We start from the raw sequence: 23,006 nt of genomic DNA, 5'->3' as shown, positions 1-23,006 counted from the left end.
TAAATTCGCCCAAATAAGGCTTCTCCTGATCGTTAGCGCTCTCCGCAACCATTTTGCGAATGCGAATGCGAACCCTACTTACTACTTACTACTTACTACTTACTACTTACTACTTACTACTTACTTCATTCTCATTCCACTCTTACTCATACAGGGACGGCTATCTGCCTCAAATTTAATACCCCCGCGAATATTGCTCGGCAATTGCCGCCTGATCCTTACTGACACCCAGTTCAAGTGCTGCATGATTAGCCCAGTACGGGTCACGCAACATACCTCTGCCAATTGCCGCCAGATCGGCATCCTCATTACCGATAACCGCCTGAGCCAACGCTGCATCTTCTAACATGCCCACAGCAATGACTGGCACATGCAGTTCCTCGCGGAAACGACGGGCAAAAGGAACCTGATACCCCGGATAGTTTCCAGGTTTACGCTGACCGGATGGCCCTTCACCTCCTGAGCTAATGTGGAACATGTCCACGCCTGCCTTCTGATAGGCACGGCCAATCTCAATGGCATGATCAAGATCATATCCGCCATCAGCATATTCCATTGCAGAGATGCGCATAATTAGCGGCATATCCGCAGGCATTTCTTTTTTCACCGCACGAATCACTTCTACGCCAAAACGAGACAGCTCCTGTCCATATACATCCTCGCGTTGATTCATCAGCGGAGAATGGAATTGGTGAATCAGATAACCATGCGCGCCATGAAGCTCAATGGCATCCACACCCGCCCGAACCGCGCGACGCACACCATCTGCAAACTTCTGCACCATGTCTTCCACTTCTTCGGTGGTCAACGCGCGCGGCTCCTTATACTTTTCTCCCGGAAACGTTACAACAGAAGGTGCTACAGGCTGCGGGGCATCCTCTGCTTTACGCCCTGCATGTGCGATCTGGATTGCTACTTTGGAGCCATAGGCATGCATTCCCTCCACCAGCTTGGCAAAGGCCGGGATATGTTCATCTGACCAGATTCCCAGGTCGTTGTCTGTAATGCGTCCATCCGGATCGATATCCGTCATCTCGATAATAATCAGTCCTGTTCCACCCACAGCACGGCTCACATAGTGAACCTGATGCCAGTCATTCGGGATGCCGTCCTTAGCTGTCACCGAATATTGGCACATGGGCGCCATAACGACACGGTTGTGCAGCTGTAGACTTTTGAATTGATACGGGGAAAATAATTGCTCTGTCATGGTTCATGCAACTCCTATTCCTGTTCTATAGTTCCTTTTCGTTGTTCGCTTCATTGTTCAGCTTCGTGATCATGTCATCCGCCTGGTTTCTGCTCTAACGATCACCAGGAAGCTTATCTTCCCCTGAATGGAGCTGTCAGAATTCTAACGATCTCCAGGAACCTTATTTCATCGAAAAACCCGAAAAACAGTCTCCACTGAAGCAAATTTATCCAAATAGCGTCTCTGGTGATCGTTAGAAAATGGCAATGGCTAAATTCGCCCAAATAAGGCTTCTCCTGATCGTTAGCGCTCTCCGCAACCATTTTGCGAATGCGAACATGAACCCTTCAAATCTCACTTTGCATGCTTACATTTTGCTACCACGTTCTCCTTCACTTGCATTGCTTTAATCGGTCTTTCCTTGACTGACTCCGTTTGCATCCAGATCGGAGAACATTTTGCCGTTTTTGCCGTAGTTATCTTTCTCCAGATCCTCTATGAAAATAAATACCTTGCTTGCTTCCACACCCAATGTCTCGCAAGCGACCTCGGTCATTCGTTCGATCAACTGACGCTTCTGCTCCTTTGTTTTGCCTTCCAGCATCTTCACTGTAATAAATGGCATGTTCTAAACACATCCTTTCTTCATAGCTATTATGAACCTGAGGTTCGAGAATTCAAGTACGCACTTTTTGGTGCCCTTCCATCAACAACCGTTCCAGATTCACTTCGATCCCCTTCAGCAGAATACCATTCTCGAAATCTGGCCAAAACATGATATGATATCGTTACGATCCCTACAGAAGGAATATCTTGCCACCAGCCTTTAGACATAAGAGGACTTCACCATCACAGGCAAGACCTTACACTCTAATGGGACAGGCATTTTCAAGGTGTGAGGAAGGGATATTAACGTTATACATGAACTAGCCCTGACGTTCCGACGTTCCATTCCTGCATTCAACCTATAGATTACCCATAAAGGAGAGATTCGACTTGAAAGATATATTAATCCAAAGACTCAGTACGTATGTACAGATGGATACCCAATCCGATGAAAATAGTGAAACCTGCCCATCCACACCAGGACAACTGGCGCTGGGCAAGCTGCTTGTAGAAGAGTGCACGTCCATTGGATTGCAGGAAGTGACGATGGATGAGAACGGCTATGTGATGGCTACCCTTCCTTCCAATACGGACAGAGATGTGCCAGTCATCGGGTTCCTCGCCCACCTCGACACGGCAACCGATTTTACCGGCAAAAATGTGAAACCGCAAGTGGTCGAAAACTATGATGGTGAAGACCTCGTGCTGAACCGGGAACTGGACGTTATTTTGTCCACCCAAGACTTCCCGGAACTCCATGAGTACAAAGGTCATACGTTGATTACCACGGATGGCACAACGCTTCTGGGTGCAGACAACAAAGCAGGCATTGCGGAGATCATGACGGCGATGGCTTATCTAATTGAGCATCCGGAAGTGAAACACGGCAAAATTCGGGTTGCTTTTACCCCGGATGAAGAGATCGGCCGCGGGCCTCACAAGTTCGATGTTGCTGCTTTTGGGGCTAAATACGCTTATACCGTAGACGGCGGTCCGCTCGGCGAACTGGAATATGAAAGCTTTAATGCAGCTGCTGCCAAAATTACAGTGCATGGTACTAACGTGCACCCCGGCACGGCAAAAGGCAAAATGGTGAGTTCTCTGAAAATTGCGATGGAGTTAAATGGACGCTTACCTGTAGAGGAAGCACCTGAATCCACAGAGGGTTACGAAGGCTTCTACCATCTGCTGTCGATGGAAGGTGATGTTGAGCTGACGAAGATGCAGTATATTATTCGTGATTTTGACCGGGAGAAGTTTGAAGCACGCAAAACCAACCTGTTAAACATCACGAATGAACTGAAGGCCAAGTATGGAGATAAACGTATTACACTGGAGATGAATGACCAGTATTACAACATGCGTGAGAAAATCGAGCCTGTCCGCCAGATCGTTGATATCGCGCATGAAGCCATGACTAGGCTGGGCATTGAGCCGATTATCCGCCCGATTCGAGGCGGAACAGATGGTTCCCAGCTCTCATATATGGGCATGCCAACACCGAATATCTTCACAGGCGGCGAGAATTACCATGGCAAGTTCGAGTATGTATCGGTGGATAATATGGTAAAAGCCGCACAAGTCATTGTAGAAATCGCGCAATTGTTCGAGCAGCAGGGAAACATCTGAATGGAACATAGCCAAGGAAGATAGAATTAGGAAAGATACGCCAACACACAACATAACGAATGAAAAGGCACCCTTCCATTGAAGGGTGCCTTTTGTGCTATCAAGGGTGGGAACGAGGCATGCGGAGTACAAGAAATGTAAAGTAAGTCAGCGAATGACCGGTTCATGGCACAAAGACACCCACTTATTCGTACATGTCTCCTCAACTCACTCGTACATATTGCCTCCTGCGATTGCTCGCAACTCCTCGACATTCTGAATGACGATCTTCCGCCTTACCTTGCGAATGATATCCCGATTGCATAAGTCCTGCGTGACTCGATTGAGATGCCTGTAGCTCGTACCGAGCAGATCGGCCAGCTCCGTCAGTTTAGATGTCTGAATCTCTTCCGAGACGGTTGAATCCTGTTCCGTTATAGATAAAAGATAACTGGCGAACCTGCTCTCGACAGGGTATAGCATGTTCAAACTCGACAGGTTCGAGAACGTGTACAGCTTGTGTGTCACCTGACTAAGCATAAAATGGAGGAATTTCGGATTCTCGGCATAGGTGTTCTGAATGGCACGGTAGCTAATGGCAAGCAGCAAACTGCGATTCACCGATTGCACCGTATTGTTCGCCTCTTTCCCATTGACCAGCTCCAAGTCACCGACTAGAGCGAGCGGTGTGCTGAACCTGAGCAGCAGTGACTTGCCATTCGGCAATGTTGTGAAGATCTTGAGCTTGCCTTGAACGAGAAAATATAAACGTTCAGGACGTTCCCCTTTTTCGCAAATAACTTCTCCTTTATCTGCCTCAAGCAGACGCAGCTCGGCAAGCACCGTTTCGTCCAGCACCTGATCTAATCCATACTCCCTGGCAAGCTGTCGCATAAGCTCAAAGTTCAGTACTTCCTTCATCCAGCTCTACCTCCAATGTAATCTCCCTGATACTCAAAAACGGACACATGTCCTATATTTTAATTTAATTTGCATCTATGTATTGGCATAAAAACAGCCGTAACTAGAACTAATATCCAAGAAAACGTACCACTTGGAAAAAAATTGGAACAACTTTCGAAAATAGTTCGATTTTCATCTAATTAGGCATTCAGGATATCCGATTTTTGTCCGATGAACAATAGAGGTTCTGCAAATTTTCCAATTCACTTTACATTTAAATATTGAGAGGATGATTCTGTTCCATGAGTAACATAAACATTGTTGATGCACTGTTAAAAGCTTTGCCGTATATTAAGTTGATCCTGCGGGAGCCAGCCAGCTTGACCGTGTATGACCACGAGAAAGTATTAGATGTAATTATGACAGATAAGTTCGATCTTGGATTTGAAAAAGGCATGAAGCTTATCGATTCTTATCAGAACTATGCCGTTTTGAAAAACGGCCGGGAATCTACACTCTCTACATTGCCCAAAGAAGTGTTTGGAGTAGAGCTGGATACGCTGAACGTTCCCATCTTTGATGACAACAATAACGTTGCGGCTGTATTCTGTGTATCCTATGACCAGTCCAATCAGAATCAACTGGAGGACATTATCCAAGAGAATCAAGACATCAATGCTAACCTCGTGGATATGGTACAGCATGTAGCAGCCCATGCCGAGGAATTACAGGCAACCAGTGAGCAGATTCTGGAGAATACACGGCTTGCCGTGCAGAACTCATCCCAAATTAACAAGGTTGCTGGTTTCATTCGTGAAATCTCGGAACAAACCAACCTGCTTGGCCTGAACGCCGCAATTGAGGCAGCCCGTGTAGGTGAAGCCGGTGCCGGGTTTGGTGTCGTTGCATCCGAAGTGCGCAAACTCTCTGTTGATGCAAAACAAGCAACGACCGATATCGATGTGAGCCTGAAAGATGTACAACAGGTGATCAAGCAGATGGAGGTTGAAGTGTCCCAGATTGCTGCTTCTTCACAAGAACAGGCCACACTGGTTGCATCCTTCACGGATGTGATCGAGAAGCTCAATGACACAGGTGCACGCATGAAAGCTCTGTCGGAGCAGCTAATCAGTTACTCCATACAAAAGTAATGTAACAGAGGCAGTACATATACTGCCCTGTCAGCATTAACTCCCTTGCTGAAAGACTTCAAATGTAATAAACAGGACTTGGAATGCCATCATGGTAGCCCAAGTCCTGTTGTTTTGTTATGCCATATACACGATATCATTTGAATGAAAGCATCTTGTTATCCTGTCGCATCCAGCTTTTTAGCACCTGTTACTTCTTCTTCCGACTCCCAGCATTCAATCTCGCCCGGAAGATGAATCCGGTCACGGGTGAATACAGGATCACGTCCCTCGGCCTTCTGACGCTTGTAATCCTTTAACGCTTCAAAGGTAACTTTGGACAGCATCAGAATGGCAATCAGGTTCACCACAACCATCAACCCCATGAACAGGTCAGCCAAATCCCAAACCAGCTGCACCTTCGCTACCGCTCCAAACACCACCATACTAATGACGGCAACACGATAAATCCAAAGCCACACCTTGTTCGATTTAATAAATTCAATGTTGGTTTCCCCGTAGTAATAATTGCCGATCAACGTACTGAAAGCAAACAGGAATACCATGACAGCCAGGAAGCCTGAAGCCCATGAACCCATGTGTACACTGAGCGCAGCCTGAGTTAGCTCGATTCCACCCAGATCAGAACCCTGATATACCCCGGATAACAAAATAATCATCGCTGTACTCGTACAGATAATCAGCGTATCTGTCAGAACGCCAAACGCCTGGATCAGACCCTGTTTGACCGGATGAGTCGTATCTGCCGTTGCCGCAGCATTCGGCGCACTACCCATCCCGGCTTCATTCGAGAATAATCCACGCTTAACGCCATTCATCAGCGCGGCACCTAGTGTACCGCCTGCCATCTGTTCAAAGCCGAAGGCGTTTTTCACAATCAGCATGATCATCGCCGGAAGTTCAGTAATGTTTGCCAGCACGATAAACGCAGCAACGCCAATATACAGAACGGCGAGCACCACCACGATATACTCTGACGCTTTTGCGATCCGTTTAACTCCGCCCATAATGATGCCTGCAAAAACGACAGCCATAATGATGCCAACCGTTAAACGATCCGTTCCGAAGGAGTTCTGGAATGCCACGGTAATGGTGTTGGACTGTACAGCGTTAAAGACCAGGCCGAACGAAAGGGTGATCAGAATGGCAAACAGGACTCCCATCCACCGTTTCCCAAGCCCTCGCTCCATATAATAAGCCGGCCCTCCGCGGAACCCGCCCTTGTCCTTAATTTTGTAGATCTGAGCCAGTGTGCTCTCAACAAAGCTTGAAGCCGATCCGATAATCGCGATAATCCACATCCAGAACACAGCTCCAGGCCCACCCAGGGCGATAGCCAGTGCAATCCCTGTAATGTTTCCCGTACCCACGCGTGCAGCCATACTGATACAGAAAGCCTGAAATGGGGAGATTTTGCCCGGCTCCTTGCTCTTTGGCTCTCTAAGCACCTTGACCATATCACCGATCATGCGGAATTGCATGAACCTCGTTTTCGTTGTGAAATAGACACCGCACACAACGAGTAGAATAATTAATAGCTTAGACCAGAGAAAATCATTGAAAACGACGACAACATCTTGTATTGTTTGCTCCATCGATACGCCCCTTATTTTGATGTATTATAAAAAGACTATTGCATTCGTTTCTTCATCCTGAGACTCCGTATGTCTGATCAGATGTTATGCTTGAAACAGCTGAAAATTTGCAACATTTTACACAACAACAGGCTCAGACGGATGTATGTTACTTATACTACAATTACACCTACCGAAATCGACAAATACCTACATGATTTCTGTACATTTTTTTCAAAAACGCGTCTTTCTCACCCAGCTACTGTCATCTAACCTCACATGTAAGCTTCTGTGTAACCTTCTATGCAGAAAAGCAAGATAGAAGTATGATAGGAGGGGTATCTCAGATGCACGAGATAGTCTTTATGTAGAATCAAACAAACTTTTTATGGCGAGACGAACCGCCTTTTAACATAGAGCATTATTTGTAACACCATGATGAACCGGAAAGGACGTGACGGATTTGCGTTATTTTATCGTGGATGATGATCCAGGCGTGCGTTCCATGCTAATGGACATTATTGAAGATGAGGGATTGGGTGACATTGCCGGGGAAGCTGAGGACGGGGCACATATTCATGCCGAATTGCTCGAGCTGCATAAGGTGGATGTGCTGCTGATTGATCTGTTAATGCCACATCAGGATGGAATTCAGACGGTACGGGCACTTGAAGGAAGGTTCAAAGGCAAGATCGTGATGATCTCCCAGATTGAGTCCAAAAATATGATTGGGGAAGCCTACTCTCTCGGTATTGAGTACTATATTACGAAACCGATTAACCGGCTTGAGATTCTATCGGTGCTGCGGCTGGTCGAGGAGAGATTACGGATGCAGCAGTCTATTGCCGACATCCAGCGCACGTTGCAAGGACTGACGGGCTTGCAGACAGGTGAACGCAAGCAGGCACAGGCTCCCGACAAAACGATTACCACCACGGGCCATTTTCTGCTGTCCGAGATGGGCATGATCGGAGAGGCTGGCAGCCGGGATCTGCTGGACATGCTGGAATATCTGGAGCAGGTAGAGACGGAGGAGCATAAGCTGTCGCCATACACTTTCCCCTCACTCAAGGACATCTTCCAGCATGTAGCCCAGCGTAAGTTGGGGCAAGACGCCTCGGCTGCGGACATTACCAAAGAGGTGAAAGCATCGGAACAGCGAGTGCGCAGAGCCATTTTCCAGACATTAAGTCATGTGGTGTCTCTTGGTTTGACGGATTATACACATCCGAAATTCGAGAACTATGCCTCCAAATTTTTTGATTTTACCGAGATTCGCAAAAAAATGCTCGAATTGCAAAACAACGTGGAACCCTCATTGTCCCAGACCCGCATTAATACGAAGAAGTTCGTACAAGTGTTGTACCTGGAAGCGAAACGCATGCTTCACTGAACAAAAATAGGCATGAATGATCCGCCGTTAAGGCTCCCTCACGTTGCTGCTGGGTTAACCCTTCCGGCGCTCTTCATGCCCTTCCTTGTTTTGTATGCTGTGCTGTGTGCCTAAGCCATACATATTCATAAGATGAGGCCTTGCTATATAGTTCCATTCCCGATTGATACGCTATCACGTTCGCGTCTGATTCCGGGATATTCGATTATATTCATTAATTAATTCGTCCAGCGCCATCGACTGCCGAATGACTTCGGGATGTCCAAGCCTTCCCTTGTTATGCTCCACCAGTTTATGAAGGTTATGCCTGGCCTTTTCTATTCTGTTCTTCAGATCCAAACTCATAACCATGGCTCCAGATACCTCCTTATTTCTGTTCCATTGTAGTGTTTTCTGTCAATCTATAATTGGATTAACATATGGCATAGGAGACATGGATGTTTTGTATGCTTCTCCAAAATTTGAAAGGGCTGATTCCATTCTAATAGAGATTGGTGAAAAATACCAGATGCAACATTGTGGTGCCACCTTACCCTAACTCTATACCCAAACCCCCGTTTACGCTCATACCGCTTCGAATGGGGTTGTGTCGTAATTGTGTATTTTATAAAAGTAAACCAAAAAGCACCTCTCCAATCTCGAACACCTGGTTGGTGTCCTTTTAAGATCGAAGAGATGCTCTCTTTACCTCTACTTTACGTCCGATGAGCTGCCCTGACTGTCATGTTGAAGGCTATTCACACATTAGTCCAATAGGACATTGAATATTAGTGCTTAACTTGGACCTGCATTGGTTCACTCGTGACCTTCCCACTTGCATTGATCCATTCCACGACATATTCGTATTCCCCAACAGCACGATCTTTGACCTCTATCTTGGCAGCCTGCGCATTCGGAGTAGATGCCGTCAGCGGCTGGCTATCAATCTCTATACCATTCTCGTATAACCGGTATGATGTCGCATTGGTGCCCCACCACAGATTCATCGTGATCGTGTACTGGCCATCCCCATCCCAATTGTCATGGGACAGCTCAGGCTTCGATGGTTCAGCATTACGAACAATTACCGTCAGAGGTTGGCACTCCGCCTTACCCTTAGCACTCTTCAGCTCACACGTATATACATACGTGCCGTTAGCTTGCCCCTGAATGGAAGTAGATGCATTCTGAGCAGTAGGGGTAGATGCAGATAACTTCTGAGTATCGAGCAGCACTCCATTTTCATACAACTTATATTCCGTACCGTTATTGCCCCACCACATGTTCATCGTAATCGTGTATGTTCCATCGCTAAGCCCGTTCCCGTGACCGTTATTATCGGATAAGACAGGTGTGCCAGGCACATCCGCCGGCTCTAGCGGGCCACCGACATAGCGGATATTGGGTGCCTTCGGCTGTTCCATATCTGCCCCCAGATAAAAGCTGGTATGCGGCGGCTGGTTATAGGCTACATTTTGCCAAGCTACACCTAGACGATAGACCGGATCATGCATCAGCGTGCGAAGCCGCACGTCTGTCTCATCGGTCGTTGTATAGATCCGCAGCTCGGAGCTGTCTTGGCTGCGCCAGATGACTTCCTCACGCCAGTCGCCAAACAAATCGGCCTGCAAGCTTGGATTGGCTTTGGTGCCATTATTGGAAGCAGCCCCCGTTGCCGTCAGCAGATTAACCGTCGTCTGGTTCTTGTAATCCCACTTGTCGATTCGAATGCCGTCCTGCAGCTCACGCAACAGATCACCGTCCCACCAGATCCCGAAGTTAGTCGAGGAAGGAATCTTGGTTGTGATCAGCTCTCCCTTGGCACTGTACAATCCGGTAATGGGAATGTGCTGTTCATTGGTAATCGTAGCAGCCCACACTTCAGCTCCCGGATAGTTTGGATCGATATCAGCCGCCATGCCGCGTCCCGTGTCCATACCTGTGAACACACCCCACAGTACTTCACCCGTAGCTGCATCCCGCATCTCCATACCGTATTTCGAACTTTTATCCTCGTGTACCCCGAATACCTCCATCCCCGGACGGGTTGGATCAAGGTCACTCAGATGCATGGCATCTCCATGTCCCAATCTTGTGTTGTAGAGCGGCTTACCGTCATCATCAATAGCCATCGCTCCGAAGGTAATCTCATCCTTGCCATCACCATCCACGTCACCTACGGACAGGTTGTGATTCCCTTGGCCAGCATATGAACCGTAACCTGCATCGTTCGAGTCAAAGCGCCATACCTGACTGATCTTGCCATCCCTGAAATCGTAAGAAGCAAGCACCGTACGTGTATAGTATCCACGGCTGAACATGGCACTTGGATGCTCCCCGTCCAGATAGGCTACAGCCGCAAGGAAGCGGTCTACCCGATTTCCGTATCCATCCCCCCATGCAGCAACGTCTCCGCGCGGCGGATCATAATTCACTGTATCCAGTGCCGCCCCGGTCTCTCCATCAAATACGGTCAGAAACTCATCGCCCAGCAGCACATATCCGGAGCTGTTGCGATGATCCGCACTCGAATCCCCGATGACCTTCCCTTGCCCGTCAACGGTTCCATCTGCGGTCTTCATCATCAGCTCAGCCCGGCCATCTCCATCAAAATCATAGACCAGGAACGGTGAGTAATGTGCCCCCGCCCTGATATTCGGCCCCATATTGATCCGCCAGAGACGAGTTCCATCCAGCTTATAGGCGTCCATATATACAATGCCGGTAATTCCGGCTTGAGAGTTATCCTTGCCATTATTCGGCGACCACATGAGCACAATTTCGTACTCGCCGTCCCCATCCACATCCCCGACACTGGCATCCCCTGCGTAGTAGGAATACGGCTGCCCGTCTTTGGTATATTCATCAGCAGGTTTCTGCAAAGGCACAGAGAGATATTGCTCCTGCCATACACCGAATTCCTTCGTCGCTGGCTCCTCCATTCCATTTTCTACCTTCGTAATACGGTATTTTGAGCTATCCGTACCCTCGGCATCCGTATAGTTCGTGCTTCCCGTCAGCGGCTCTGCGTTCAGCTTCACCCCATCACGATACAGATTGAAAGCAATCGAATCCGGATCCAGACCGAGCATGCGCCAGCCAATGTAGTTGCCTTGCTCCGTTTTCACCGCAACGGGTGCACGATCCAAATATTCCATTGCCCGGTTCAGTGTTGTGGCTACCGGGGTTTCAAGCGCGCCGGACAGCTCGGATACACCGCCTGCGTTCACTGAGGCCAATTTATAGTAATACGGAACCGTACTAAGAATGGTGGAATCCTTATATGAAGTCTCCTTCGTACGACCAATCATCTCATAAGCTCCATCCTCGTTCTTGGAGCGATAGATTTGGTAAAAGCGTGCACCCGCAGCTTCATTCCATGTGAAGGAAGCATCGTTTTTATTAACCTCTTGTAACGTCAGACCGGAAGGCACTTCCGCTTTCGTTACATTTGGATCAATCGTAGATACATTCAGCGCATTGGACGCGAGCGATTCCGTTCCCGTCTGATCCACTGCTGTTACCGTGTACACATAATCCATGCCAAGTTCGATCTGATTATCCGTGTAGGCTGGCTCATCAACCGTGGCGAGCAATTCCGGTATAGCAGCCCCCGCAGACTGCCGATAGACGTTGTACTGCACTTCCCCGGCAGCCGCCTCCCACGACAATACCGCACGGATTGGATCATTGTTCAGATCGAGATCATCGAGTTGAAGCCGCGAAGGAGCCATAAACGTCGGTGTGATCTCCAAACCGTTGAGGTGCGCGGTCTGTCCACTAAACACCAGATTCATCTGACCATCCTGAACCTGAACATCGTTGATCACTTTTTCGGCTATATTTTGGGCACCCGAAGACACGGTTCCGTAGTCTTTACCCTCGATATTAACGTTCGTTCGGGCAGAGCCGATCCAATCCCCAATGTAGGCTTTAACCGAATAGCTGCCATTCGGCAGATCCACCTTAAATTCATAATTCCCGCCAAAATAAATCACGAAATCACGGCGCAGCGCATCCGTGGCATTGCCACGATCCCGGTCCGCCATATTAGCCGAGGAGGTCAGGCCGTACCCACGCTCCGGCGTGTATAAGGTATTCCGATTCACTTCGTTATACCCTTCCGCGACCGGAGAGCCTACCGGGCCAAAGTCATATCGATACGCTGCCGACTTCGTTGTGAAACTCGTCTCGTCCGAAGGCTCGGATTCGCCGCGACCATTCACCGCGGTCACACGCACCGTATAGGTCTCACCTTCGGCAAGGCCGGATAAGGTCATGGTTGGAATCGTCGCTGTTCCAGCAAGCGTATACGCAGATGCCGGCTCGGAGGACAGCTTGCGATAAATTTTGTAAATATCTGCTGAATCATCCGCTGTCCACTTCAACACAGCACCCGCGTTGCTGATACTGCCAGCTTTCAGACCGCTTGGCTTCACCGGAACCTCGGCAGGCACCTCGGCATCTCGCACGGCACCTGCCAGTGGAATATCGAGTTCACGTACCGCACCGGCAACCATTCTTGCGATCTGGATGGCACCATACTCCTGAAAATGCGTATTATCGGCAACTCCGTTAGGGAACGCTTGATAGATGCCCGGTGCAACATGCAGGAACACCGACAGCGTAGCCTCAGGCCCGATCGAATCATAATATTCGATGCTGAGTTTGCTCAGATCGATCAGCAGCACATTGTTTTCGGACGCCACTTCTTTTGCTGCCTGCACATATTCCGGGAAGGATACATGGAACTTACCTGTGTTTGCATTGAAATCCCTGCGCCCCATCGGTGTCACCAGAATCGGCGTTGCCCCCCGTTGCCGCACACCGTCTATGTAGGTTTTTAGATAGATTTTGTAATCGGCTGGCGAAGCATAACGGTCAGGTACACTGATCGTGGCATCATTATGTCCGAACTGTACAAACAGATAGTCTCCCGGACGGATCACTCTCAGAATTTCATCCAACCGCCCTTGGAAAATAAATGATTTGGAGCTACGTCCACCAATGGAATGATTTTTGATCTCCACGGTATCGTTAAAAAAGGCAGGCAACATCTGCCCCCAGCCCGCTTGCGGCTCCCAATACGGATTGTAGGTCTGCATCGTTGAATCGCCTGCCAGATACAGAACAGGTTTGCTTCCAGCTTCGCGTTCAGCTTGCTTCGTAATAACCAGTGCATTCAGATTCGCAGCGGCACCGGAGAAGACCAGATTCATCTGACCATCCACCAAAGCGATGTCAAAGTTCATCTCCAAGTACTCACCTGCCGCCTTGCTGTTCAGCTGCACTTTGTTCATGCTTTCTACATCAATTGCAATCTCTGTAGCTCCGGCAGCATCCCCTGCAACAAGCGAGACCGTATAGTCACCATTCGGCAGATCCACATTGAATTGCCCACCCGCAGCAAACGTTGCAAAATCAGATTTGATTGGATCGCCGATCTCACGATCCTGCACCGTCACTTTGGAGACATCCGCAAAACCATATCCCCGTTCCGATGTATAAACTGCATCCGCCCCCACACCGGTATATCCATCTGCTACTGCTCCTGATCCAAAATCATATCGATAAACGGCTGTTTCCCCCGTAGCAGTAGCCGAATCTGGTTCGGCTGCACTTACTGCTGTTGTACCAAAGAATGCACCCCAACCCAAACTGGAAATCGTAAATAAGCATATAAGCAAAATCAAGCTGAGCCTACGTGTCTTTTTTGCGATCATCAACACCCATCCCTTCGCTTCTTCATCTTGTCCTGTTCACTTCTTCATCATGGAACGTACAGACTTTCTCGCTATAAACCAGATAAGTAAGCGCTTGCATTTTGTCAGTTATAAAAACATCTATTGCTGCCTTGCCTGCTACTAGTCCCCCCCTTCCCACCGCAATTCATACATTCTGCTGCTATTACACACACTACATTTCGAACCGCGGATGTGATTTCCATTCGATACTAACGTGAATTGTCTGGTAATAACATGTAATTATCCGTCTTTTTTCACCACAAACCCGATATATTGGTAACCCATTCAACTGGCTGTCACACAAGCAACCGTTTTCCGGCGTTTCAGGTAATAAAATCCCTTTTCATAACCGGGGCATTCGGTTACAATAGGTCGATATGTGTGTCCGGGTCCGGCGGATGCCAAATGAAGTTCGAGGATGGCCTATACAGGCTCATCATCCAGATTTGATATTATTGGAGGCTTATCAACACCATGCAAACCGAGTCACAGACTAAAGTCAAAATCATAAACGCCGATCCCAGCGCGATGGGATTATTTGGGCTGGCGATTGTAACCCTGGTCGCTTCTTCCCAAAAGCTCGGCATTACCGATGGACTTAGCTACGCTATTCCGTGGGCGATCTTCCTGGGTGCCTTTGCCCAGCTCTTCGCATGTATTCAGGATTCCAAACGCAATAACACGTTCGGCACCACTGCTTTTGGTGCATATGCCTTCTTCTGGTTCGCCATGGGCGCCAACTGGATGATCAAAATGGGCGTGTTCGGCTCTACACTTGCCGAACAGACCGATGGCAAGCAACTTGGATTTGCTTTTGCCGGATATCTGATCTTCACCTTGTTCATGACGATTGGCGCTGTTGAAGCCAACAAAGTATTGCTTATCATTTTCATTCTGATCGATTTCCTGTTCCTTGGTCTGACCTTTGACGCTTTCGGCGTAGCACCACATATCTTCCACACCATTGCAGCTTATGCTGAGATGGGAATCGGTATTGTGTCCCTGTACGGTACGGGTGCTTCTGTTCTGAATGCTCACTTCGGTTATACATTCTTGCCGATTGGCAAACCGTCCGGCATTTTCAGACCTAAGGCTTAATATACAGATTGAGGTTCCACCGCCTGCGCGCCGGTCCGCGCCTGGCGGTTTTTTTGGTATGATTGAGCCTCATCGCTCTACATTTGAATATGATTCTGACCGACACCTATACTAGGAAGAAAACCTTCTAACCCCCCAAAAAATAGTGAACCATGCTGCATTTAAAAATAGAGTCAGAGCAGCCATACTTCAAGGAGGAAGAGACATGAGAGAGATACCCAAACCTACGGAGATGGATCAAACGGAGAGAAAATATGTACGTGAAACGCGCTGTTACAAAACAGCAAGGGTGTTTCCGACAGATGTCAATAATCATAACACCTTGTTCGGCGGCAAACTGATGTCTTACATTGATGATATTGCCTCTATCACCGCATCCAAGTTGTGCCGGGTGAATACCGTCACCGCATCAACCGACTCTGTCGATTTTCTGTATCCGATTAATCCAACCGATTCCGTAACATTGGAGTCATTCGCTACGTGGACAGGCCGAAGTTCCATGGAAATCTTTGTGAAAGTCATTCGCGAGGATCTGAAGACCGGGGAGAAAAAAATCGCAGCAACAGCATTCCTGACCTTTGTGGCCCTGGATGAAAACAACCGCAAATTAATCGTTCCCCGAATCATTCCGGAGACGGAAGAAGAGAAAAAGCTTTACGAGACCGCACCTGACCGGGCAGCCATGCGTAAACAACGGCGGGAAGAGAGCAAAAAGTTCGCTAACTTCCTGACCGTAACGTACCCTTGGGAGTAAGAGAAGCACAGAGTGACGCCATGATCGCAGGCTGCGCTGCGTTTTCTTCACTCTGTAAGGAGAGTCTTGAGAGTCTTAAAATGCATGTGTCAGGAGAGTTAACACGCGGTTTAACGACTTTATAAGCAACTTGTTAGCCAGATGATGCCGGATAGATGGATACAGTTCTGCTATCCGGCAACTCTCCACCCATAGAGACACACCACTGCTGATAGAGGCGGAATGCAGCTCCACTCTCTATATGCTGCTTACAGGTATATATACCTTGCTCAATGGAAGGGACACGTCCGGCAACATATAGGCGAAAGCCCGCATTTAACAACACCTGATTAACAAATGTGAGATGGCCATCCCCGCGCAGCACACTCTCCGCCACTTCAACCTGCTTCGCTGCGGTCCAGATCATATCAGGCACGGGCATATCCAGATCATAGATTGAAGGATCTATGAGTTCAAGCTTCATCCCGCCATCCTCCACAGCGTATACACGTGTGGGGCGATCAATGTACATATCCTCTGATCCTTCCATGCCTTGAACAACATAAGCACGTTGATACTGAAAACGGGTAAGCAGTTTCGCAATTCGATCCAGAAACGTATTATGGAACACCCCATATACAAGATATGACGAATGGTTGTAATCAATCAGTTTCTCGGCTGTATTCAGCACTGTCCGAAAACCCAGTTCCTCCCGTAAAGGGCGAAGCCTGCGCAGCGGCTCACACCAGTCTTCGGAGGAAACATACATCACACCTGTGTGGCGAGCAGCACTCAGAGCATCCTCCCGGTTCATCTTGCGTGTATCCACCCCCGCTTCTCTAAGCACAACCGACAATGTAACTCCCCACTTGGGCGGCAAAGGTTCACTGCCATGAAGAGTAACCGGCAATCCGGCTGCAGCCAGCACAAATGCCACCGGATAAGTAGCCATAAATGACTTGGTTCGTCCATCGTAAGGACCGGCGCAATCCAAACTATCCTGAAATACAGGGAAACGCTCCGCGCTATTCCTGCATGCATGCACAAAAGCTTCCATTTCCTCCACGTTCTCCATCTTCATCCGCTCGGCCATTAGAAATGCAGCTGTCTGAGCAGGAGAAACTTGCTGTTTCAATATATGCTCAGCAACGTTCAGCGCTTCTGCATAATTCAGATCACGCGAACCTCGCTTTCCACGTCCAACCTCTCTGAGGATTTGAGACATATCCATAGAGCATCCTCCTTTCAATTATGACTGGAGCAGTTGATGCGCCTTTACAATTGCGGTAGCTACATCGACCATCCGTTTGCGCTCATCCATTGCTTTTTTACGTAAGAGATCGTACGCCTCCGATTCGGATATCTGCTTCAGATCAGACAAGATGGCCTTCGCCATATCAATCCATTTCCGGTCCTCCAGCTTGGAAAGCAGCTGCTTCCGCTCTTGCTCCCATTGCTTGCGTTCCATATAACGCCGTGCAGCAAAGTGCAGTGTCCAGTGGATTTCAGGTCCGGCCATAGACGGTGTAAGAATACCATCAAATGAAGTATCAACCTCACAGTCGTTGGCAGAGGAAGCCGCTGTATCCGGAGCACACCACCAGAGTAGCGGAGTATCCATCTTCCCCTCTCCCAGACGGTTCACCCAGTAAGCTACGTCCGCTAGAGACAGGTGCAGGATGGAAGCGTCCACCTCACGGGCTAGCTTCATCACCTCTGCCTCACTGTCCGAGACCTGTACTTGATAGCCAACGGTCCCGAGCAGCTTCTCTGGTGTCAGAGGGATTACTTCGGACGAGCTGGCCAGATTGGGTTGCACACGGATGACCAATATGGATCGCATGATGGATCAATCCCTCCTTATTTTAGTACACAAACACCGCCCTCACTTTTATTACATTACCACATGAAAGCACTAAATGTGTCATGTTATCTAACAAAAATGAAGAAATATATACAAAATCCCTGAAATCCTGAAGTCACTCGGAGTCATTTTTGAGGTAGATCGTCATAGAGGCTTTATTTCTTGTTGTTTGTCGTCCTATATTTTCTGGATGAAGATGGATTTAAAAACGATTATAGATCTTTGTCATGGCACCTTTCCTACATTGAATAATGTATTTAGTGCAATAAATGAAGTTATTTTCTTATAGATATGATAGAACATCATTTTTCCCCATCGCCGACTCCACTTTTCTTTAAACTCATGTAAACATAATTAACTTCAAATTTCAAATACTTTTTTATGTTAACTATATTGACATGAAAGGATCGTTCTTTTATAGTTAAGCCATAAGAACTCCATAAACGAAAGATCACTCACAGTTACAACGGCGTAGCTGGTTGAAACGGCAATGAAGCCTGTTTTGCAAATTCGGAGCAAAGGGATGCGTATGCGTATACGCAGTCCTCCGAGGCATGACAGGCTTTTTCTATTTTTCAGGATAAGGCGAAGACAGAGCAGTGAGCAGAATACAGAAATGGATCTGAGGGGGCTAACCACAATGAGTACAACGAAGAAACTGGTGCTAGTCGGCAATGGGATGGCGGGAATCCGTACAATTGAGCATATTCTGAAACTTGCTCCACATGCGTACGACATTACCGTCTTTGGCGCAGAGCCGCATCCAAACTACAACCGAATCATGCTGTCTTCTGTTCTGGCAGGCGGAACATCGATTGAAGATATCGTGATTAACGACTGGAGCTGGTACGAAGATAACGGTATCCATATCTATCCGGGTGATTCTGTCGTGCAGATTGACACCGTACGCAAGGAAGTTGTATCTCAGAACGGGGTTCACGCCTCCTACGATGAGTTGATTATGGCGACAGGTTCACAAGCATTCATTCTGCCTCTTCCAGGTGCGAACAAAGAAGGGGTCATCGGTTTCCGTGACATCAAAGACTGTGAAACGATGATGGATGCCTCGAAAAAGTATCGCAAAGCAGCTGTGATCGGCGGCGGACTACTCGGTCTTGAAGCTGCTCGCGGACTATTGAATCTGGGTATGGACGTAACCGTTATTCATATTAACGGACACCTGATGGATCGAAATCTCGATCTGCCTGCAGGATTAATGCTTCAGCGTGAGCTGGAGGAGCAGGGCATGAAGTTCCTTTTGAACAAACATACGGAAGAGATTACAGGCAAAGGCCGGGTTAAGGCGCTGCGGTTCACCGATCAAACGGTGCTTGAGACAGACCTGGTTGTCATGGCAGTCGGTATTCGTCCACAGATTGAACTGGCTCGAAACAGCGGACTGGACGTTAATCGCGGGGTCATCGTAGATGACTATATGCGTACCAACATTCCAGGTATCTCGGCTGTCGGAGAGTGTGCGGAACATCGCGGCATCGCGTATGGTCTCGTTGCTCCTTTATATGAACAAGGTATGGTCCTCGCCAAAAGACTCGCGGGTGCAGCAACGGATGGTTACGCAGGATCGGTCACTTCAACCAAACTGAAAGTTTCGGGCGTCGATGTATTCTCTGCCGGACAATTCAAAGATTCGCCAGATACACGCAGCATCCGCATCCAGGACGATGTAGACGGTGTATACAAAAAAATGGTGATTAAAGACGGTCAGCTCATTGGCGCTGTGTTGTTCGGCGATACGACCGATGGCGCATCCCTCTTCTCCTTGATAAAAAGCGGTGAGAATATCAGCGGCCGTGAAAAAGAAATTCTGCTCGGCGTGCCTTCTGGCGGTTCCGGCACTGGCCCGTCTGTGGCAGAGCGCATGGCTGCCATGCCCGATGATGAGATCATCTGCGGTTGTAACGGTGTAACGAAAGCTGCTATCGGCGATGCTGTTCTCAATAAAGGATGTAACACCGTCGGCGCCATTAAGTCCTGCACCAAAGCATCAGCTTCTTGCGGCGGATGTAAACCAATCGTAGAATCGCTGCTCACGTATTATGCAGGAGACAATGTAGGTGAGCAGACCAAAGAGGGTATCTGCGGATGTACTTCGTATGACCGGGATGAAATTGTGGCCCAAATTAAAGAAATGGGTCTGAAAACCGTCAAAGAAGTCATGAACGTACTCGGTTGGGATGAGCCGGAGGGCTGCTCCAAATGTCGTCCTTCCCTCAACTACTACCTTGGTATGATCTGGCCGACAGAGTATGAGGATGAGCGGGTATCCAAATTCACGAATGAGCGTTACCACGCCAATATTCAGAAGGACGGTACGTATTCTGTTATTCCACGGATCTATGGCGGTGTAACGTCACCTGCCGAACTGATCAAGATCGCCACGGTTGCAGCGAAGTATGATGTGCCGATGGTGAAGTTTACGGGCGGACAACGACTCGACCTGCTTGGCGTACAGAAGGAGAACCTGCCGAAAATTTGGGAAGAGCTCGACATGCCTTCCGGTTTCGGTTACGGCAAAGCTTTACGTACGGTAAAAACATGTGTAGGTAATACGTTCTGCCGCTTCGGTACACAGGATTCCATAGAAATGGGCATTCGTCTGGAGAAGAAACTCGACAAGATGGTCGCTCCAGCAAAAGTAAAATTGGCCGTTTCGGGATGCCCTCGGAACTGTGCCGAAGCAACGATTAAAGATCTGGGCGTTGTAGCCATCGATGGCGCATGGGAGCTTCATGTTGGAGGCAATGCCGGTGTGAAGGTACGTACTGCCGAGCTGTTATGTACGGTGAAGACGGATGCCGAAGTCGAAGAGTGGACTTACGCTTACCTGCAATATTATAGAGAGAATGCCAAATGGAATGAGAGAACAGCGGCGTGGATTGAACGGGTGGGTCTGGATCATGTGAAGGAGGCTCTTGCAGATCGAGATGTACGTCTCGCACTGGTTGAACGTCTGGAAGTGACACTGGGTCACACGGTAGATCCTTGGAAAGAAATTATCGAAGATGAGAAATTGCGTAAAAACTTTACCCCACTGTCCGGTGCAGAACCGGTAGCTCACTAGAAGAGGAGGATCAGCGATGAGTAAATTCCGAATTGGGCATATGGCCGATATTGATGAAAAAGGGGCTCGAACCTTTCTGGTCGAGGATACCGAAATTGCAGTCTTCAAACTCAGTGACGGCAGCCTGCATGCTGTGGAAAATAGCTGCCCTCACAAGGGCGGCAAGCTATCGGAGGGCATGATCTGCGGCACTGCCGTTCACTGCCCACTGCACGACTGGAAGATCGATCTGCGGAGCGGCAAGGTACATGAACCGGACGATGGCTGCTTGAACACATACAAAACAGAAGTGGACGGAGATAGCGGAGATATCTATATTACGATTGCAGGTTAACCAATTGATTAGTGTCACAAGACAATGCTGACAGAAGGAGGGGTGCACGATGGATTTTGTTAAACCTGCAGAAGTATTGCAAGCCATGGTTGACGTTGGTGAACATAAAGCCAAAATGAACCGGGTACAGATGTTGATCCGCGGTTTCTTGGCGGGGGCCATCCTTGCCTTTGCCACTACACTGGCGTATACTGCCGTGTCTCAAACTTCGCTTGGTTTGGCAGGTGCACTCATCTTCCCCGCAGGATTTGCCATCATTATTCTGCTCGGTCTCGAACTGGTAACAGGAAACTTTGCCCTGATTCCACTTGCAGTGATGAAGCGCAGAGTCAGGCTTATCGATATGTTTCGTAATTACTTTTGGGTGATTATCGGTCACCTGATTGGGTGTGCATTTTACGCGCTTTTATATGGCCTGACGATTACCAAAATGGGAACGGATATGAGTCACCCGCTAGTTCAGACACTGATTCAGACCAGCGAGACGAAAACACTGGGATATCAGCATCTGGGCGGAGCAGGGATCGTGCTCGTAATCATTAAAGCCATTCTATGTAACTGGATGGTTACACTCGGAGCTGTTATGGCGCTTACCTCCACGTCCACACTGGGTAAAATCGTAGCGATGTGGCTGCCCATTACAATCTTTTTCGCCCAAGGTTTTGAACACGCCGTTGTGAATATGTTTGTGATCCCGGCTGGCATGATGCTCGGTGCCCATGTCACTATTACAGACTGGTTGCTGTGGAATCAGATTCCGGTGCTGGCGGGCAACCTCTTGGGTGGCGCTGTATTTACGGGTTTCGGTTTGTATTTTGCACATCACCGGGGAAGCTCTCCGAAGCTCTCATCTGCACTCGCTACCATTCAGGGCGGTCGCTCCGGATTGATGAGCTCTGACGCTGCGCCAAAACTGGGGACACGGTCATGAGCCGGGGGATGGTAAGTATCATTGGTGCCGGCCCTGGAGATCCCGAACTGATTACAGTGAAAGCCCTGAAACGGATTCAGTCCGCTGATGTCATTCTGTATGATCGACTTGTCACAGATGAATTACTTGCCGAGGCGCGGGATAGTGCTCTCCGCATTTACTGTGGCAAAGCTCCTGGTCTTCACTCCATGAGCCAAGAGATGATTGGACGTATGCTCGCATCACATGCGGCAGAAGGTAAACAAGTCGTTCGCCTCAAAGGGGGTGACCCGTTCATCTTCGGCCGCGGCGGTGAAGAAGCGCTGGTGCTGGCAGAGTCAGGCATTCCGTATGAGATCATCCCCGGTATCACTTCGGCAGTAGGTACCTCTGCTTCGTCTTTGATTCCGCTAACGCATCGCGGAGTCGCTTCTTCTTTTGCCTGCGTCACCGGAACCGGCAGTGATGGACGTGTATCTTCCGTTCGTTGGGATCTGCTTGCGCACAGTGTAGATACGCTGGTGATCTATATGGGAATCAGTCAGTTGCCACAGATTCAGCAGGAATTGCTTCGTCACGGCAAAACCGAACATACACCGGCAGCACTGATTGAGCGTGGGACAACAAGTGAAGAACGGATTGTTACAGGTACTCTTGCCGAGTTGCAGACACTAGCTGTTATGCATCATATCTGTAATCCAGCTTTAATTATGATTGGAGAGTCCGTGCTTATTCGCGAACAGTTACTCCAGATGGAGCGCGCCGCATCCGCTTCGATGACGGGTTAACCTTGAACTGTACGTAGACTAAACCGACGGAATTCTCCTAGGACTGA

The 23,006-nt window shown here is 48.5% G+C and carries 17 protein-coding genes; 9 read left to right on the top strand and 8 right to left on the bottom strand.

Going from position 1 to position 23,006, the window contains the following annotated elements; all coding sequences use genetic code 11:
• Positions 1 to 175: 175 nt before the first annotated feature.
• Positions 176 to 1,210, bottom strand: a complete 1,035-nt coding sequence (locus ACUTVW_RS13380; protein ID WP_445646257.1) for an NADH:flavin oxidoreductase/NADH oxidase — start codon at positions 1,208 to 1,210, stop codon at positions 176 to 178.
• A gap of 388 nt (positions 1,211 to 1,598) precedes the next feature.
• A complete protein-coding gene (locus tag ACUTVW_RS13375; RefSeq protein WP_445646256.1) occupies positions 1,599 to 1,817 on the bottom strand; it encodes a 2-hydroxymuconate tautomerase in 219 nt (72 codons plus the stop codon).
• 371 nt (positions 1,818 to 2,188) lie between these two features.
• Between ACUTVW_RS13375 and pepT the strand changes: the two genes are divergently transcribed.
• Complete coding sequence (gene pepT / locus ACUTVW_RS13370) at positions 2,189 to 3,427, top strand: peptidase T (RefSeq protein WP_445646255.1); 1,239 nt, start codon at positions 2,189 to 2,191, stop codon at positions 3,425 to 3,427.
• A 207-nt stretch (positions 3,428 to 3,634) separates the two neighbouring features.
• On the opposite strand, the gene ACUTVW_RS13365 is transcribed toward pepT, so the two are convergent.
• Positions 3,635 to 4,327 carry a Crp/Fnr family transcriptional regulator gene (locus ACUTVW_RS13365; protein WP_445646254.1) on the bottom strand — a complete coding sequence of 231 codons (693 nt, stop codon included), beginning with the start codon at positions 4,325 to 4,327 and terminating at the stop codon, positions 3,635 to 3,637.
• A 293-nt stretch (positions 4,328 to 4,620) separates the two neighbouring features.
• Here ACUTVW_RS13365 and ACUTVW_RS13360 point away from each other — a divergent pair, with 293 nt between their 5' ends.
• Positions 4,621 to 5,460, top strand: coding sequence for a methyl-accepting chemotaxis protein (locus tag ACUTVW_RS13360; protein ID WP_445646409.1), 840 nt, complete (start codon positions 4,621 to 4,623; stop codon positions 5,458 to 5,460).
• A gap of 158 nt (positions 5,461 to 5,618) precedes the next feature.
• Here ACUTVW_RS13360 and ACUTVW_RS13355 read toward each other — a convergent pair whose 3' ends face one another.
• On the bottom strand, positions 5,619 to 7,055 hold the full coding sequence (locus tag ACUTVW_RS13355) for an alanine/glycine:cation symporter family protein (RefSeq protein WP_445646253.1): 1,437 nt from the start codon (positions 7,053 to 7,055) through the stop codon (positions 5,619 to 5,621).
• Between the two features lie 442 nt (positions 7,056 to 7,497).
• Between ACUTVW_RS13355 and ACUTVW_RS13350 the strand changes: the two genes are divergently transcribed.
• The gene (locus ACUTVW_RS13350; RefSeq protein ID WP_445646252.1) at positions 7,498 to 8,427 is read left to right on the top strand and encodes a response regulator; all 930 of its coding nucleotides are present in this window, start codon (positions 7,498 to 7,500) and stop codon (positions 8,425 to 8,427) included.
• 174 nt (positions 8,428 to 8,601) lie between these two features.
• Here ACUTVW_RS13350 and ACUTVW_RS13345 read toward each other — a convergent pair whose 3' ends face one another.
• Both ACUTVW_RS13345 and ACUTVW_RS13340 read right to left on the bottom strand, forming a co-directional pair.
• The gene (locus tag ACUTVW_RS13345; RefSeq protein ID WP_445646251.1) at positions 8,602 to 8,778 is read right to left on the bottom strand and encodes an aspartyl-phosphate phosphatase Spo0E family protein; all 177 of its coding nucleotides are present in this window, start codon (positions 8,776 to 8,778) and stop codon (positions 8,602 to 8,604) included.
• 416 nt (positions 8,779 to 9,194) lie between these two features.
• Positions 9,195 to 14,129, bottom strand: a complete 4,935-nt coding sequence (locus tag ACUTVW_RS13340; protein ID WP_445646250.1) for a rhamnogalacturonan lyase family protein — start codon at positions 14,127 to 14,129, stop codon at positions 9,195 to 9,197.
• A gap of 495 nt (positions 14,130 to 14,624) precedes the next feature.
• Between ACUTVW_RS13340 and ACUTVW_RS13335 the strand changes: the two genes are divergently transcribed.
• Positions 14,625 to 15,248: an acetate uptake transporter gene (locus ACUTVW_RS13335; RefSeq protein WP_434748880.1), complete on the top strand. Its 624-nt coding sequence runs from the start codon at positions 14,625 to 14,627 to the stop codon at positions 15,246 to 15,248.
• A gap of 205 nt (positions 15,249 to 15,453) precedes the next feature.
• Complete coding sequence (locus ACUTVW_RS13330) at positions 15,454 to 16,002, top strand: acyl-CoA thioesterase (RefSeq protein WP_434748879.1); 549 nt, start codon at positions 15,454 to 15,456, stop codon at positions 16,000 to 16,002.
• 133 nt (positions 16,003 to 16,135) lie between these two features.
• Here ACUTVW_RS13330 and ACUTVW_RS13325 read toward each other — a convergent pair whose 3' ends face one another.
• The gene (locus tag ACUTVW_RS13325) at positions 16,136 to 17,212 is read right to left on the bottom strand and encodes an anthranilate phosphoribosyltransferase (protein WP_445646249.1); all 1,077 of its coding nucleotides are present in this window, start codon (positions 17,210 to 17,212) and stop codon (positions 16,136 to 16,138) included.
• Between the two features lie 18 nt (positions 17,213 to 17,230).
• Positions 17,231 to 17,824: an ANTAR domain-containing response regulator gene (locus ACUTVW_RS13320; protein WP_445646248.1), complete on the bottom strand. Its 594-nt coding sequence runs from the start codon at positions 17,822 to 17,824 to the stop codon at positions 17,231 to 17,233.
• Positions 17,825 to 18,485: 661 nt separating this feature from the next.
• Between ACUTVW_RS13320 and nirB the strand changes: the two genes are divergently transcribed.
• From nirB to cobA, 4 genes are read left to right on the top strand one after another with little or no spacing between them, the layout of a single operon-like run.
• Positions 18,486 to 20,927: a nitrite reductase large subunit NirB gene (nirB, locus tag ACUTVW_RS13315; RefSeq protein ID WP_445646247.1), complete on the top strand. Its 2,442-nt coding sequence runs from the start codon at positions 18,486 to 18,488 to the stop codon at positions 20,925 to 20,927.
• 16 nt (positions 20,928 to 20,943) lie between these two features.
• Positions 20,944 to 21,261: a nitrite reductase small subunit NirD gene (nirD, locus tag ACUTVW_RS13310; protein WP_445646246.1), complete on the top strand. Its 318-nt coding sequence runs from the start codon at positions 20,944 to 20,946 to the stop codon at positions 21,259 to 21,261.
• A 49-nt stretch (positions 21,262 to 21,310) separates the two neighbouring features.
• Positions 21,311 to 22,192 (top strand): formate/nitrite transporter family protein, encoded by an 882-nt coding sequence (locus tag ACUTVW_RS13305; RefSeq protein ID WP_445646245.1) that lies wholly within the window; start codon positions 21,311 to 21,313, stop codon positions 22,190 to 22,192.
• Entirely contained in the window at positions 22,189 to 22,959 is a 771-nt protein-coding gene (gene cobA, locus ACUTVW_RS13300) for a uroporphyrinogen-III C-methyltransferase (RefSeq protein ID WP_445646244.1), read from the top strand. Before ACUTVW_RS13305 ends, cobA begins: the two co-directional genes overlap by 4 nt.
• The last annotated feature ends 47 nt before the right edge of the window (positions 22,960 to 23,006 follow it).

It is taken from the genome of Paenibacillus sp. TSA_86.1, from assembly GCF_052691815.1.
The sequence above is the reverse complement of the archived record's forward strand: the minus strand, read 5'-3'. Positions and strand labels throughout refer to the sequence as shown.

What these genes read in the sequence shown, in the direction of transcription:
- ACUTVW_RS13380 (WP_445646257.1), bottom strand. Translation starts at nt 1,210, where the DNA reads ATGACAGAGCAATTATTTTCCCCGTATCAATTCAAAAGTCTACAGCTG.
- ACUTVW_RS13375 (WP_445646256.1), bottom strand. Translation starts at nt 1,817, where the DNA reads ATGCCATTTATTACAGTGAAGATGCTGGAAGGCAAAACAAAGGAGCAG.
- ACUTVW_RS13365 (WP_445646254.1), bottom strand. Translation starts at nt 4,327, where the DNA reads ATGAAGGAAGTACTGAACTTTGAGCTTATGCGACAGCTTGCCAGGGAG.
- ACUTVW_RS13355 (WP_445646253.1), bottom strand. Translation starts at nt 7,055, where the DNA reads ATGGAGCAAACAATACAAGATGTTGTCGTCGTTTTCAATGATTTTCTC.
- ACUTVW_RS13345 (WP_445646251.1), bottom strand. Translation starts at nt 8,778, where the DNA reads ATGGTTATGAGTTTGGATCTGAAGAACAGAATAGAAAAGGCCAGGCAT.
- ACUTVW_RS13340 (WP_445646250.1), bottom strand. Translation starts at nt 14,129, where the DNA reads ATGATCGCAAAAAAGACACGTAGGCTCAGCTTGATTTTGCTTATATGC.
- ACUTVW_RS13335 (WP_434748880.1), top strand. Translation starts at nt 14,625, where the DNA reads ATGCAAACCGAGTCACAGACTAAAGTCAAAATCATAAACGCCGATCCC.
- ACUTVW_RS13330 (WP_434748879.1), top strand. Translation starts at nt 15,454, where the DNA reads ATGAGAGAGATACCCAAACCTACGGAGATGGATCAAACGGAGAGAAAA.
- ACUTVW_RS13325 (WP_445646249.1), bottom strand. Translation starts at nt 17,212, where the DNA reads ATGGATATGTCTCAAATCCTCAGAGAGGTTGGACGTGGAAAGCGAGGT.
- ACUTVW_RS13320 (WP_445646248.1), bottom strand. Translation starts at nt 17,824, where the DNA reads ATGCGATCCATATTGGTCATCCGTGTGCAACCCAATCTGGCCAGCTCG.
- nirB (WP_445646247.1), top strand. Translation starts at nt 18,486, where the DNA reads ATGAGTACAACGAAGAAACTGGTGCTAGTCGGCAATGGGATGGCGGGA.
- nirD (WP_445646246.1), top strand. Translation starts at nt 20,944, where the DNA reads ATGAGTAAATTCCGAATTGGGCATATGGCCGATATTGATGAAAAAGGG.
- ACUTVW_RS13305 (WP_445646245.1), top strand. Translation starts at nt 21,311, where the DNA reads ATGGATTTTGTTAAACCTGCAGAAGTATTGCAAGCCATGGTTGACGTT.
- cobA (WP_445646244.1), top strand. Translation starts at nt 22,189, where the DNA reads ATGAGCCGGGGGATGGTAAGTATCATTGGTGCCGGCCCTGGAGATCCC.